The sequence below is a fragment of the Streptomyces sp. NRRL WC-3618 genome (assembly GCF_001280005.1).
Classification (GTDB): Bacteria; Actinomycetota; Actinomycetes; order Streptomycetales; family Streptomycetaceae; genus Streptomyces.
The window spans coordinates 36,808-51,022 of sequence record NZ_LGDW01000166.1 but is presented as its reverse complement, the minus strand read 5'-3'; the positions used below and the strand labels follow the sequence as shown (position 1 = coordinate 51,022).

At 72.0% G+C, this 14,215-nt stretch carries 7 protein-coding genes; 3 read left to right on the top strand and 4 right to left on the bottom strand.

Going from position 1 to position 14,215, the window contains the following annotated elements:
• Window positions 1-116: 116 nt before the first annotated feature.
• On the bottom strand, window positions 117-1,508 hold the full coding sequence (locus ADL01_RS17655; RefSeq protein WP_053742962.1) for a GH1 family beta-glucosidase: 1,392 nt from the start codon (window positions 1,506-1,508) through the stop codon (window positions 117-119).
• Window positions 1,505-4,360 carry a glycoside hydrolase family 3 protein gene (locus ADL01_RS17650; RefSeq protein ID WP_053742961.1) on the bottom strand — a complete coding sequence of 952 codons (2,856 nt, stop codon included), beginning with the start codon at window positions 4,358-4,360 and terminating at the stop codon, window positions 1,505-1,507. Before ADL01_RS17650 ends, ADL01_RS17655 begins: the two co-directional genes overlap by 4 nt.
• A 190-nt stretch (window positions 4,361-4,550) precedes the next feature.
• Between ADL01_RS17650 and ADL01_RS17645 the strand changes: the two genes are divergently transcribed.
• The 3 genes from ADL01_RS17645 (at window position 4,551) to ADL01_RS17635 (ending at window position 10,089) form a co-directional block, all read left to right on the top strand.
• Entirely contained in the window at window positions 4,551-6,689 is a 2,139-nt protein-coding gene (locus ADL01_RS17645; protein WP_053742960.1) for an alpha-galactosidase, read from the top strand.
• A gap of 60 nt (window positions 6,690-6,749) precedes the next feature.
• Entirely contained in the window at window positions 6,750-8,258 is a 1,509-nt protein-coding gene (locus ADL01_RS17640; RefSeq protein WP_053742959.1) for a glycoside hydrolase family 43 protein, read from the top strand.
• Window positions 8,259-8,328: 70 nt separating this feature from the next.
• Window positions 8,329-10,089: a cellulase family glycosylhydrolase gene (locus ADL01_RS17635; protein ID WP_053742958.1), complete on the top strand. Its 1,761-nt coding sequence runs from the start codon at window positions 8,329-8,331 to the stop codon at window positions 10,087-10,089.
• A 64-nt stretch (window positions 10,090-10,153) separates the two neighbouring features.
• On the opposite strand, the gene ADL01_RS17630 is transcribed toward ADL01_RS17635, so the two are convergent.
• Window positions 10,154-12,394, bottom strand: coding sequence for a prolyl oligopeptidase family serine peptidase (locus tag ADL01_RS17630; RefSeq protein ID WP_078960587.1), 2,241 nt, complete (start codon window positions 12,392-12,394; stop codon window positions 10,154-10,156).
• A complete protein-coding gene (locus tag ADL01_RS17625; protein WP_053742957.1) occupies window positions 12,367-14,151 on the bottom strand; it encodes an N-acetylglutaminylglutamine amidotransferase in 1,785 nt (594 codons plus the stop codon). Before ADL01_RS17625 ends, ADL01_RS17630 begins: the two co-directional genes overlap by 28 nt.
• Between the last annotated feature and the right edge of the window lie 64 nt (window positions 14,152-14,215).

Below are 14,215 nucleotides of genomic sequence, written 5' to 3'. Positions count from 1 at the left end.
GGGCAGGCATATTTTTCACTCCCGCAACGCCAATACCCCACAATTGCTAATAATTTGGATAAATCACCTCGGCTTTGGCGACGACTCTGCGCTCTGCAGAGGAATATGAGTAGTACTTATTCTGTGCGCTGGATGCGATGCATGGTGATCAAGTCCCGGTACCAGCGGTAGCTATCCTTGGGAGTGCGGGTCTGGGTGTCGTAGCCGACGCGGACCAGACCGAACCGCTGGTCGTAGCCGCGCGCCCACTCGAAGTTGTCCAGCAGTGACCACACGTAGTGGCCTCGCACGTCCACGCCGGCGGCGATCGCGTCGGCGACCGCCTGGAGGTGGTCGGCGAGGTAGCGGGTCCGGTCGCCGTCGTGGACCTGGCCGTCTGGTGCGACGGTGTCGGCCTCGGCGGATCCGTTCTCCGTGATCCAGATCGGGGGCAACCCGGGGTAGCGGTCGTGGAGTCGGCGGAGCAGTTCGGTGAACGCCGACGGGACGACCGGCCAGCCCATGGTGGTGTGCCGGGTGCCGTACGGGTCCGTCTCGGCAACCCCGATGTCGACCGCGGTGCGCTGTTCGGGGTCGGAAGCCTGGTGGGGTGCGGCCGTCACGCAGATGGGCCGGTAGTAGTTCAGGCCGACGAAGTCCAGCGGTGTGCCGATGACCGTCAGGTCGCGCGGCTGCCGCCAGGGGCCCTCGGCGAGCCCGGCCCAGGTCTCGGCCTCGTGCTCGGGGTAGCGTCCGGCGAACAGCGGCTCGGCCCAGATGTCGTTGTGCAGGGTCTCGGCGCGGCGGCGGGCCGCGACGTCGTCGGGCCGGTCCGAGGCGGCGTGGACCCGGTCCAGGTTGAGGGTGATGCCGACCTCCTGGGCACCCGCCACGCGCAGGGCGCCCACCGCCAGGCCGTGGCCGACGAGCAGATGGTGGGCGGCGGCCAGCGCGCCGCGGCCCTCCCGGGTGCCGGGCGCGTGGCGGCCCTCCGCGTGGCCGACGAAGGCGGAGCAGTACGGCTCGTTGAGGGTGATCCAGCGCGCCACCCGGTCGCCGTAGCGCTCGGCGGCGAGCGCCGCGTATGCCGCGAACGCCTGTGCGGTGTCCCGGACGCGCCAGCCGCCCCGGTCTTCCAGAGCCTGCGGCAGGTCCCAGTGGTAGAGGGTGACGGCGGGGGCGATGCCGACGGCGAGCAGCTCGTCGATCAGACGGTCGTAGAAGTCCAGGCCCTTGGTGTTGACCGGGCCCGTGCCCTCGGGCAGCAGGCGGGACCAGGAGATCGAGAAGCGGTAGCTGTCGACGCCGAGGTCGCGCAGCAGCGCGATGTCCTCGCGGTAGCGGTGATAGTGGTCGGCGGCCATGTCGCCGGTCGCGCCGCCGAGGGTTCGGCCCGGGGTGTGGCTGAAGGTGTCCCAGATGGACGGGCCACGGCCGTCCTCGTCGTGGGCGCCCTCGATCTGGTAGGCGGCGGTGGCGGTACCGAAGCGGAACCCCGGGGGCAGCGTCGGGAAGGCGGGGTCGCTCATACCGTTCCGTTCTCGGCGGAGCCGAAGGTGAAGGAGGCGAGGCGGAAGTCGCCGTGCAGGGTCAGGTACAGGTCGTGGGGGCCGTCGCCGGGGGCGGCCGTTTCGGCGGTCACTGTCGTCCACGTGTAGCGGCTGCCGGTGACCGGTGGAGCCAGCGACGCCAGGAGCCGGTCGCCGGCCCTGACCTCGATGCGGGCCTCACCCGGCCCGGCACTCTCGCGCGCGGTCTCCGCCTCGAAACGGGTGACGCCGGACAGGTCGACGGACCTGAACAGCAGCGCCGCCGGGCGAGCGGGATCGGCCGGGGTGACCGCGTCGCCGGCGAGGCGGGTGGCATCGACGAGGGTGACGGCCGTGTAGTCGTCGAAGTCGGCGGCCCGGGTGCGCCGGCCGGCCACCACCCGGGGTGCGGGGGCCGTCCCGGTCACGGTCAACGGCGCGGCGAGGACGAGGTGTTCGGCGGAACGGGCGACGAGGACCTCGTAGGCGCCCGGGTCCACGGTGAAGGCGTCGGTGGTCACGTCCCAGTGGGCGAGCTGACCGGCGGCGAGCCGGAAGGACACCTCCCGGCTCTCCCCCGGCTCCAGGCGCACCTTGCGGAAGTCGGCGAGCTTCAGCCGGGGCGCCTCGTAGCGGGCGTCCACGGCACGGACGTAGAGCTGGACCACCTCGCTGCCGGGCCGCGCCCCGGAGTTGGACAGGGTCACCGTGGCGTCGAGCGCGCCGTCCTGCGGCACCACCGGCGTGGACAGCCGCAGGTCGCCGTAGGTGAAGTCGGTGTAGGACAGGCCGTGGCCGAAGGGGTACAGGGATGCGTCGCGGTGGTACTGGTAGGTCCAGCCGGCCTTGATGACGTCGTAGTCCAGCCGGGGCGGGAGCTCCTCGTCGCCCCGGTACCAGGTCTGCGGCAGCCGGCCCGACGGATCGGCCTCGCCGAGGAGTACGGCGGCCAGCGCCCGGCCTGTTTCCTGCCCGCCGTGGGAGGTCCACACCACGGCGGGCAGGTGCTTGTCGGCCCAGTCGAGGGCGTAGGGGTAGCTGCTCATGACGACCAGCGCGGTCTGCGGACGGACCGCGGCGACCTCGCGCAGCAGGGCCTCCTGGGTGGCGGGCAGGGCGATGCCCGTACGGTCCTCGGTCTCGCGGCCGTTGATGAGCGGGTGGTTGCCGAGGACGACGACGGCGACATCGGCCGCCGCGGCGGCGCGACGGGCCTCCGCCATGCCGTCCCGCAGCAGTTCGCGCTGCCAGCGTTCGGCTTCGCGCGGGCTGTCGGCGGTGGCGGTGACCCTGCCGTCGTCCGGGTCGACGACCGCGTAGCGGCCGCTGAAGACGTTGCGCAGGAGAACGGTGTCCCGGTCGCCGGACGGGTCGGGTTCCACCAGGAAGGTCTGGTTGACGAACCAGCTCTTGATCAGCGTGTCCTCGGTGACGAGCGAGTCGTCGTCCTTGCGGGTGAGGTAGCGGCCGGTGTCGGCGTCCCGCAGGGTGAGCACCCCGTCGCCCCACTCGCAGACGTCGTACGCGGCCGCGCCGAGTGGTTCGCCCGTGGTGCGGGAGCGCAGGACGATCCGGTCGGCGGCCTCCACGGTGACGACGTCACCCGCCGTCGCGCGCAGGGCGGACGCGATGCCGACCTGGTAGGGCAGGGTGCCGCTGTACCAGTCCTCGTACAGGGTGTCCGCGTGCGGGCCGATGACGGCGATGCGCGGTGCCCGGTCCGCCCGGAGGGGCAGCAGTCCGTCGTTCTTGAGCAGGACCACCGACTCGGTCGCGGCGCGCAGGGCGAGGGCGCGGTGCTCCGGGCTGTCGATCACTTCCGGGCCGATACCGGCGTACGGGTCGAGGTCGGGGTCGAACTCGCCAAGTCGGAAGCGGAGTTGCAGCTGGCGGCGCACCGCCTGGTTGACGTCCTCCTCCTCGATCAGTCCGCTCTCCACGGCCTCGCGCAGTCGGCCGATCACGGTCGCGCTGTCCTCGCGGTGGTCGGTGAAGCTGTCGATGCCGGCTTTCAGCGCGGCGGCGTGGGACGTGGGGTGGTCGTCGAAATAGTGCTCCTGCTCCACCAGGTTGCAGGGTGCTTCCTCGTCGCTGACCACGAACAGTTCGTGGCCGGTCGGCCGGGCCCAACGCCGCAGCTCGTCCTCGATGAGCGGACTGACGTGGCAGGGGCGGCCGTTGACCAGGTTGTAGGCGGCCATCGCGCCGGTGGCCGCGCCGGAGGCGATGATCGGGCGGAACGCGGCCAGGTCGTATTCCTGTAGGACACGGGGGCGCAGGCCGGAGGAGGTGACGCAGCGGTCGTTCTCGTTGTTGTAGGCGAGGAAGTGCTTGAGCACCGGGGCGGCGCGCAGGAAGTCGGGGTGGTCGCCGGCCAGGCCCCGGCAGTAGGCCGTACCGAGGCGCGCGGTGTGGGTCGGGTCCTCGGAGTAGCCCTCCTCGTTGCGGCCCCATCGGGGGTCGCGCAGCAGGTTCACCACGGGCGCCCATGTCTGCAGGCTGTTGACGGCGATGCCGTTCGCCGTCGGACGGTGGTAGTGGAAGGCGCGCACTTCGACCGAGACGGCCTCGGCCACCTCGCGGACCAGGTCCTCGTCCCAGGTCGCGCCCAACCCCACGGCCTGCGGGAAGACCGTCGCCACGCCGAGCCAGGACACCCCGTGCAGCGCCTCCGTGCCGGTACGGAACGCGGCGACACCGAGGCGTTCGACGCCCGGCGTGTACTGGTGCAGCAGGGCGAGCCGTTCGTCGAGCGTGAGCCGTCCGAGCAGGTCGTCGACGCGCTTGCCGACCGGCAGCGCCGGGTCGCGGAACGGGAGGTGGTGGGCGACGGACAGGGACGAAGAACCCACGAGACGGACCCCTAAGCAGACTGGCGGCAAGCTGTTGAAGCGCTTCGACGCTGCCACCAGCCCCGCTGGCTGTCAATGATCTGCGGGAAGGAAAGTTTCCTAGCCCTGCTATCTCTTGTTTCGCGAGAAACATGTCATTAACGTCGCCGCCAGGTGAAGCGCTTCGACGAATTCAAAGGGGAAGGCATCGATGACCAGCGCACCGCAGCTCCTCCGATGGGGACACCAGGCCCTGGAGGTCGAGATCGGCGTCGGCGAGGACGGCACCGCCCGCCTCACGCGCATCGGCCTCCCCGGCGGGACATCGCCCGAGCCGCGCTCGTGGGCCGCCCTGCCCCTGGTCGAGGTGACGGCGGCGGGCCACGGCCGCAACTGGTCGGGCGGGCGCCTCATCGACACGTCCCTCGGCGGGCGGCTGCGGTACCGCGCGCACCGCGTGACCCAGGACGGCGACTGGCACGTGCTCACCGTCGAACTCCACGACGCCGACACCGGGCTCGTCGCGGAGGTGACCTACCGCTCGCCGGACGGGGTGCCCGTGCTGCGCGCCGAGGTCGTCCTGCGCAACGAGGGCGACACCACGCTGCGTCTGGAGTCGGTCTCCTCCCTCGTCGTGGGCGCCCTCGCGGACGGGCCGGAGGCCATCGACGCCGCCGACCTGCTGTGGGCCGAGAACGACTGGGTCGCCGAATGCCGCTGGCAGCGCCGGCCCATGCGGGTGACCTCGCCGGTTCTCAGCGACCGCGTGGTCTACGGCAACGGCAAGGGGGAGTTCACGCAGACCGGGCGGGGCGTGTGGTCCAGCTGCGGCCGGCTGCCCATGGGCGGACTCACCGACCATCACCTGGGCCGCACCTGGCTGTGGCAGATCGAGCACAACGGCGGCGGCTGGCACTGGGAGTGCGGGGAACGCGACACGCTGGCCTACCTGGCGATGTTCGGCCCGAACGACACCCACCACGGCTGGCGGCATCCGCTGGAGGCGGGCGCGGAGTTCCGTACCGTGCCCGTCGCGCTCGCCTTCAGCGAGGACGGCGGCCCGGACGAGGCGTTCGCCGCGCTCACTCGCTACCGCCGCGCCCTGCGCCGCCCGCACGCCGACCACCGGCGCCTGCCCGTCATCTTCAACGACTACATGAACTGCCTGATGGGCGACCCCACCACGGAGAAGCTGCTGCCCCTCGTCGACGCGGCGGCCGAGGCGGGCGCGGAGTACTTCGTGATCGACGCCGGCTGGTACGACGGGGAGAACGGCGGCTGGTGGGACAGTGTCGGCGCCTGGGAGCCCGCCGCTTCCCGGTTCCCCGGGGAACGCGGGATCCACGAGGTGCTGGACCGTATCCGGGAGCGCGGCATGGTGCCCGGGCTGTGGCTGGAGCCGGAGGTGATCGGGGTCCGCAGCCCCATGGCCAAATCCCTGCCCGACGAGGCGTTCTTCCGCCGCGACGGCGTCCGGGTCACGGAGACGGGCCGCCACCACCTGGACCTGCGCCACCCCGCTGCCCGCGCCCACCTCGACCAGGTCGTGGACCGTCTGGTCGGCGAGTGGGGCGTCGGCTACCTCAAACTCGACCACAACATCGACCCCGGCTCCGGCACCAGCGCCCACCCCGGCGAAACGCCGGGCGCCGGACTGCTCGGCCACAACCGCGCCCAGCTGGACTGGCTCGACGGCGTCCTGGACCGCCACCCGGACCTGGTGCTGGAGAACTGCTCCTCCGGCGGCATGCGCTGGGACTACGCGCTGCTGTCGCGACTGCAACTGCAGTCCACCAGCGACCAGCAGAACCTCCAGCTGTACGCCCCCATCGCGGCCTCCGCACCGACCGCCGTGACCCCCGAACAGGGCGCCGTGTGGGCCTATCCGCTGCCGGAGCACTCCCAGGACGAGGTGGCCTTCACCATGGCCAACACCCTCCTCGGCCGCATCCACCTGTCCGGCCTGCTCCCCGAGCTGCGGCCCGAGGCCCTCGCCCTGGTCCACGAGGGCGTCGCCACCTACAAGGCCGTCCGCGCCGACCTGGCCCAGGCGGTGCCCTCCTGGCCCCTCGGCCTTCCCGCCTGGGACGACCCCTGGCTCGCCCTGGCCCTGCGTACTCCCACCACCACGTATCTCACCGTCTGGCGCCGCCCCGGCACCGAGGCCACCGCGTCCCTCCCCCTGCCCCATCTCGGCGGCTCGGCGGTAGAGGCCGAGGTGCTCTACCCCGGCGCGAGCCAGGCCGTCGCCTTCTGGAACCCCCACACCGCCGCCCTCACGCTGACCCTGCCCACGGCTCCGTCCGCCGTACTGATCCGCCTGAGCCACCCGGTGCCCGACGCGCGCTGAAGCCGCCCGCCACCGCAGGGCGCCCACCCAACCACCGCACCACCGAAAGGACTTGACCTCGTGTCGGACACGCAGCAGGCGGACGCCACCTTCCCCAACCCCGTCATCCCCGGCTTCCACCCCGACCCCAGCGTCTGCCGGGTGGGCGACGACTACTACCTCGTCTGCTCCAGCTTCGAGTACTTCCCCGGCATCCCCGTCTTCCACAGCCGCGACCTGATCCACTGGACGCAGATCGGCAACGCCCTCGACCGGCCGGCCCAGCTCCGCCTGACCGCGGCCCTGTCGTCCGGCGGAATCTATGCCCCCACCCTGCGCCACCACGAGGGCCGTTTCTGGCTGATCGTCACCAATGTGTCGGAGGGCGAAGGCAACCTGCTGTTCACCGCCACCGATCCGGCCGGGCCCTGGTCCGACCCGATCCGGCTGCCCGGGGTCCCCGGCATCGACCCGGACCTCGCGTGGGACGAGGACGGCACGTGCTGGTGCACGGTCGCGGGAGTCGCGCAGGTGCGCATCGACCTGGACGCCGGGGAGACGTTCGGACCGCCGCGGAAGCTCTGGTCCGGGGCCCCGGGCGCCAAGGCGCCGGAAGCACCGCACCTGTACCGGATCGGCGACTACTGGTACCTGCTCATCGCCGAGGGCGGCACCGAGCGCTGCCACGGCGTCTCGATCGCCCGTGGACGTACACCGGCGGGCCCGTTCGAGCCGTGCCCGGACAACCCGGTCCTCACTCACCGCGGCACCGACGAGCCCATCCAGAACACCGGCCACGCGGACCTGGTCCAGGGGCCCGACGGCTCGTGGTGGCTGGTGCTGCTGGGCGTCCGGCCGCGCGGTGGAACCCCGGGCTGGCATGTGATGGGCCGTGAGACCTTCCTGGCGCCCGTCGAATGGGTGGACGGCTGGCCCGTCGTCGGCACGGTGACTTCCGAACTGCCCGCGCCCGCCTGGCCGCTCGTCCCCGGTCCCGTCGAGGCGGTCCGGGACGACTTCGACGGCGGCGAACTGCGGCCGCAGTGGATCTCCCTGCGCGACCGTTCGACGGAACACTGCACCACCAAGGAACGGTCCGGCTGGCTGACGCTGCGCGCCCGGGGCGGCTCCCTGGACGAGCCGGACGTCGTGTTCGTGGGCCGCCGCCAGCAACACCTGGCCTGCGAGGCGCGCACCCGGATCGACCCGGCTCAGGGGCGCGGCGGTCTCGCCGTGCGCCTGGACGAGGAGCACCACTACGAGATCGAGGCGTCCGAGGGCGAGGTGCGCGTCGTCGGCCGCGTCGGACCGCTGCGCACCGTCCTGGGGTCCCGGTCGGTACCGGCCGGGCCCGTGGTCCTCGGTGTCCGCGTCTCCGCCACGCCGGCCCGGGACGCCCGCACCGGGCCGGACACGGTGACGTTCGGCGTCGAGGAGCCGGACGGCACGTTCAGCGTGCTCGGCGCCCTCGACGGCCGCTATCTGTCGACCGAGGTGGCCGGCGGCTTCACCGGCCGGGTCATCGGCATGTACGCCGCGGCCGGCACGGTCCACTTCGACTGGTTCGACTACGAGCAGTCCGCCTCCTGAACCCGAGGACGGCCGGCCTCGCCATTCCCCCGGGCGAAACACCCGCCCGGCCGACAGAGAGGGATCGAAGATGAAGGGAACACCACACCACCCCCAGCGCAGCACTCACGGCCCCGGCCGCCTGTTCACCCTCGTCCTGGCGCTGCTCGCCGCGATGGCGCTGACCAGCACCACCGCGTTCGCCCTGCCGAGCCACAAGGACGCCTCTCCCACCCGGCTCCCGCTGTCCAGACCCGCCGCCGCCCCGATGGACGCGGTGGCAGCGATGCAGCCCAGCTGGAACCTGGGCAACACCCTCGACGCCATCCCCGACGAGACCTCGTGGGGCAACCCGCCGGCCACCAAGGCCCTGTTCGACACCATCAAGGCGCAGGGCTTCCGCAGCGTCCGCATCCCCGTCACCTGGAGCGGCCACCAGTCGGCCACCGCTCCCTACACGATCGACGCGACGTGGATGAACCGCGTCAAGCAGGTGGTCGACTGGGCGCTGGCCGACGGTCTCGGCGTCGTGCTCAACGTGCATCACGACTCCTGGCAGTGGATCGCCGACATGCCCAGCGACCACGACAACGTCGTGGCCCGCTTCAAGGCCACGTGGACGCAGATCGCGGCCACGTTCCGCGACTCCCCGCGGTCGCTGCTCTTCGAGAGCAACAACGAACCGCAGTTCAACAACACCACCGACGCCCAGGGCAACCAGTACAACAACGAACTCAACACCGCCTTCCACACCGTGGTACGCCAGTCCGGCGGCGGCAACGCGACCCGTCTGCTCATGCTGCCCAGCCTCCACACCAACGCCGGCCAGGAGTTCCTGGACGTCCTGGCCGCCGAGATGAAGTCGCTGAACGACCCCAACCTCGTCGCCACGGTGCACTACTACGGCTACTGGCCGTTCAGTGTGAACATCGCGGGCGGCACGCAGTTCGACGCCACCTCGCAGAAGGACATGACGGACTCCTTCACCCGGATCCGCGACACCCTGACGTCCAAGGGAATCCCCGTCTACCTGGGCGAGTTCGGCCTGCTGTCGTACCCCGACCAGTTCCACCCCGCCCGCGTCGAACAGGGCGAGGCCCTCAAGTACTTCGAGCAGTTCGGCTACGAGGCCCGCGCGGCCAAAGTGACCACGGCTCTGTGGGACGCCTACAACTTCCTGGACCGCGGCACGCTGCAGTGGCGCGACCCCGCCCTCATCGAGCAGATCAAGTCGAGCTGGACCACCCGCTCCGGAACCGCCTCCTCCGACCGGGTCTTCCTGGCGAAGTCGAGTGCGATCACCGCCAGGACACTCACCCTGAACCCGAACGGCGGTACCTTCCTGGGGCTCTGTGCGGGCAACACCAGGCTCGTCCGGGGCAGGGACTACACCGTCTCCGGCAACCAACTCACTCTCACCGCCGCCGCGCTCACCCGGCTCGTCGGCAACCGCGCCTACGGGGTCAACGCGACCGTCGAGGCCCGGTTCACCCGGGGCCTGCCCTGGAAGATCTACATCACCTCGTACGACAGGCCGGTGCTCTCGGACGCGACCGGCGACACCAACGGTGTCACCATCCCGACCCAGTTCCGCGGTGACCAGTTGGCGACCATGGAGGCCACGTACGGCGACGGCGGCAACGCCGGCCCGGCGAGCTGGACCCCCTATCAGGAGTTCAACGAAGCCTTCTCCCCCGACTACCCGGGCAACGCTCTCCTCCTCACCCCGAAGTTCGTCAACTCACTGCGGGACAACGCGCAGGCGACGCTCACCTTCCACTTCTGGAGCGGAGCCACCGTGACGTACCACGTGACGAGGTCCGGAAGCTCGGTGACCGGCACCGTCGGCTGACGGACGGTTTCCCGGCAGACCCGGGTGCCTGAGCAGGCGCACGGGTCGAGCCGTACCCGGCCGGTCAGCCGCCGAGGTGGCGTTCCAGCCAGTCCGCCGCCGCCCGGCGGAACAGGCGCCGGTTGTCCGCGCGCAGGAAGTCGTGGCCCTCGTCGCGCAGGGCGAGCAGTTCGGCGGGGATGCCCCGGTCCCGGGCGGCCCTGACGAACTGGTCGGACTCCCCCGGCGGCACATTGGTGTCGTGTTCCCCGTGGACGGCGAGCAGCGGGACGCGCAGCGCGTCGACACGGTTCATCGGGGAGAGGGCGTGCAGCAGCGCCCGGTCGCGCTCGGGGTGCCCGTACTTGTGGGCCGCCGACTCCGCGAGCCACGGCTCCGTACCGGCGAAGAAGGTCAGGAGGTCGGACATGCCGCACACGGCGACCCCGGTGCGGAAGAGGTCCGGATGCCACACGAGGGAGGCGAACGTCAGATAGCCGCCGTACGAGCGTCCCATGACCGCCAGCCGGGTCGGGTCGGCGGGGCCCGCCGTCACCGCGTGGGCGGTGCAGTCCGCGACGTCGTCCAGGGCGGCGAAGCGGCCGGTGCCCAGGTCGGCGTCGACGAAGGACCTGCCGTGGCCTGAGGAGCCGCGGACGTCGGGGGCGAAGATGTCCAGCCCGCGGCCGAGCAGTTCGTGGTAGAGCGGGTTGAAGACGGGTCGTTCCTGTTCCTCCGGGCCGCCGTGCAGGTGGATCACGCAGGGGGCGGGCTCGGCCGGGGCGCGCCCCGGTGCCCTGTAGTACCAGCCGCTCAGGGGCAGCCCGTCGCGTGCCGTGAGGCGCAGGGGAACGGGGCTCACGGGTGGGCGGCCCGGCGGTACGGCGTCCTCGTCGAGGGAGGACCACGGGGTGCGCAGCAGGGACACGCCTTCGTGGGCCCACCACACACCGGGGCGGCGTTGCGAGCCGGACAGGGCGAGCAGCATGCGTCCCGGTCCGGCCGCCACGACGCGCGTGACGACCTCGTGCGGCAGGGAGACGGGTCGTGCCGGGCCCGTGTTGTCCGGGGTGGGTCGGGTCGGGAAGGTCTCGACGAGTTCGAGCTCTCCGGCGCCCTGGGCGTTCCACACCAGTACGGCGGTGCGACCGTCGTGGGCCATCGCCAGCAGTTCCAGTTCCTGGGCCTCGCGCTCGGCCACGACCGACCTCTCACGGGGCTCACCGTCGGCGTCGAGGGCGACCGCGAACAGCGCCGCGAACTCCCGGTCGGCGTTGCTGCGCAGCCAGAGGGTGAGGCCGTCCGGGGAGAACCGGCCGATCCACGGGTCCCCGTCGGCGACCGGCACCGTGCAGGTGGTCGCCGAGTCGGCGGTGCGCCGTACGACGGCCTCGCGCCGTCCGCGCGGCCCTCGGCGCAGCAGGGCGAGCGTTCCGTCGCGGCTGAGGTCGCACACCCGCAGCGTGGCGGCGTGCGTCTCGGTGGCGAGGAGCGCCGGGGATGCCTGGCCGTCGGGATCGACCAGGTAGGCCGAGAGGCCGCCGCCGGACCGGACCGCCGGTGCATGGGCCGCCCTGAGGTCGACCGGCGGTGGGGCCGGCCGCTGCCCGGTGTCGTACCGCGCGCCGCCGAGGAGCGTGGCGTGTCCGTGCCGGTCGGCCCAGTCGGGTGCGAGCGGGACACCGGCGGGATCGGAGTCCGGCGCGATGGGTCCGGTGAGCTCCGGGTGGGCGGGGCCGGGCGGGGAGGCGACGGTGACGGCGACGGCCGACCCGTCGTGCGTCCAGCACCCGAGGTAGGCGGTACTGCCCGGGTCCGCTCCGGCGAGGATGTGGCGGCCGGTGCCGTCGGGCCGTACGCACAGAACCCGGGTGTGCTCGCCGCCGCCCGGCGCGGTGGTGTACGCGATCCAGCGGCCGTCCGGTGACCAGGACACCTCCTTGACGGGATCCGGGGAGGAGTCGAGCAGCCGTACCTCGGCCGTGTCCACCGGTCCGGCCCACAGCTGCGGGACACCGCCCCGGTCGCAGATGAAGGCCGCCTCGGTGCCGTCGGCGTTGGCGGAGGGGTACCAGCAGCCGTGCGCGTGCAGCCGGGTGACGGCGTCCCGGGGGCCTGCCGCGTCGGGCAGTGGCACCGGGACGGGAGCGGCGGCAGCGGCAGGCTCGGGCGCGTCCGGCGGCCGGGCGTCCGACAGCTGTGGCGCCGGTGCCGCGGGGCCGGGTGTCCCGGGGCGGGCCACGGCTGACGGCCGGGCGTCCGTCTCTGTGCGCACGGTACGCGTGCCCGGCTCGTCGGTCACTTGATTCCGTGCGTCTGCAGCCATATCTCCAGGAGAGCCACCTGCCACAGGGCGTTGGCTCCGCGCTTGGTCCGGTGCTCGTCGGGCGCCGCCAGGAGGTCGGCGACGTACGACGGCTGGAAGACGCGGCGCGCCTTCGCCTCGGGTGCCTCGAGTGCCTCGCGCACCCGGTCCAGGACGGGGCCCGCCATGTGCTTGACGGCCGGCACCGGGAAGTAGCCCTTGGGCCGGTCGACGATCTCCCGGGGCAGGAGCTTTCGGCCGGCCTCCTTCAGTACGCCCTTGCCGCCGTCGGCCAGTTTGAGCTCCGGCGGGCAGGCCGCCGCGAGTTCGACCAGTTCGTGGTCGAGGAACGGCACCCGGGCCTCCAGACCCCAGGCCATGGTCATGTTGTCGACGCGCTTGACGGGGTCGTCGACGAGCATGACGTGGGTGTCCAACCGAAGGGCGGCGTCCAGGGCGGTCTCCGCGCCGGGCGCGGCCATGTGGTCCCTGACGAAGCGTTCCGACGGGTCGTCGTCGGGCAGCATGTGGGGCTGCAGGATCCGGGCGAGGTCGGCGTGCGGGCGGTCGAAGTACGTCTCGGCGTACCTGTCCGGCTCCTCGTCACGGGCGACCTCCGCCAGCCGGGGGTACCAGTGGTAGCCGGCGAACACCTCGTCCGCGCCCTGCCCGCTCTGTACGACCTTCACCTCCTTCACCACCTGCTCGGACAGCAGATAGAAGGCGACGGCGTCATGGCTGGTCATCGGCTCGCTCATCGCCGCGACGGCCCCGTCCAGGGCCGCCGACACGCGGTCGGAGGCGATCATCAGCCGACGGTGGTCGGTGTCGAACTCCCGGGCCACCAGATCCGAGTACCAGAACTCGTCGCCCTCCTCTCCCCCGGCCGCCTCGAAGCCCACGCTGAACGTCCGCAGGTCGTGCTGCCCCTCGTCGGCCAGCAACGCGACGACCAGGCTGGAGTCCAGTCCGCCGGAGAGCAGGACACCGACCGGCACGTCGGAGACGGTCCGGCGGCGTACGGCGGTGCGCAGCGCGTCCAGCACCGCGTCGCGCCATTCGTCCGGGGCCATGCCGGCGTGTTCGGGCCGCCGGGTGTAGGACGGTTGCCAGTAGCAGTGGTCGCGGTGGGTGCCGTCCGGCTCCACGACGCGCACGGTGGCCGGCGGGAGCTTGCGGACGCCATTGAGGACGGTGTGCGGCGCGGCCACGGTGGCGTGCCAGCTCAGGTACTGGTGAAGGGCCACCGGGTCGAGGGAGGTGTCCACTTCGCCGGCGGCGAGCAGGGCCGGCAGGGAGGACGCGAACCGCAGCCGGTCCGGTGTCCGGGCCAGGTAGAGGGGTTTGATCCCGAGGCGGTCACGCCCCAGGACCACACGGCCGGTGCGGTGCTCGACGATGGCGAAGGCGAACATGCCGTAGAAGTGTTCGACGCAGGCGGTTCCCCACTGCTGGTAGCCCTTGAGCACCACCTCGGTGTCGGACGTCGACTCGAAGCGATGGCCCAGTCCCCGTAGTTCCTCGCGCAGCTCCTGGTAGTTGTACACGCAGCCGTTGAAGACGCCGGTGAGCATTCCCCGGGGGTCGGTCATCGGCTGTGCTCCGAGCTCGGACAGGTCGATGATCTTCAGGCGCCGGTGCCCCAGTGCGACCGCGCCCCGCGTCCAGCTGCCCTGTCCGTCCGGGCCTCGGGCGGCGAGCCGGTCGCTCATGCGCTCGACGGCGGCGAGGTCGGGGCGTCGGCCGTCGAAGCGGATCTCCCCACTCAGACCGCACATGGCCTACCCCTTCCCTTCCGCGCACCTTGGCCGCTGTCGCTGGGCATGACGAACCATCTCCTGA

Coding starts and splice junctions, on each gene's coding strand:
- ADL01_RS17635 (WP_053742958.1), top strand. CDS start 8,329: ATGAAGGGAACACCACACCACCCCCAGCGCAGCACTCACGGCCCCGGC.
- ADL01_RS17630 (WP_078960587.1), bottom strand. CDS start 12,394: ATGGCTGCAGACGCACGGAATCAAGTGACCGACGAGCCGGGCACGCGT.
- ADL01_RS17645 (WP_053742960.1), top strand. CDS start 4,551: ATGACCAGCGCACCGCAGCTCCTCCGATGGGGACACCAGGCCCTGGAG.
- ADL01_RS17625 (WP_053742957.1), bottom strand. CDS start 14,151: ATGTGCGGTCTGAGTGGGGAGATCCGCTTCGACGGCCGACGCCCCGAC.
- ADL01_RS17655 (WP_053742962.1), bottom strand. CDS start 1,508: ATGAGCGACCCCGCCTTCCCGACGCTGCCCCCGGGGTTCCGCTTCGGT.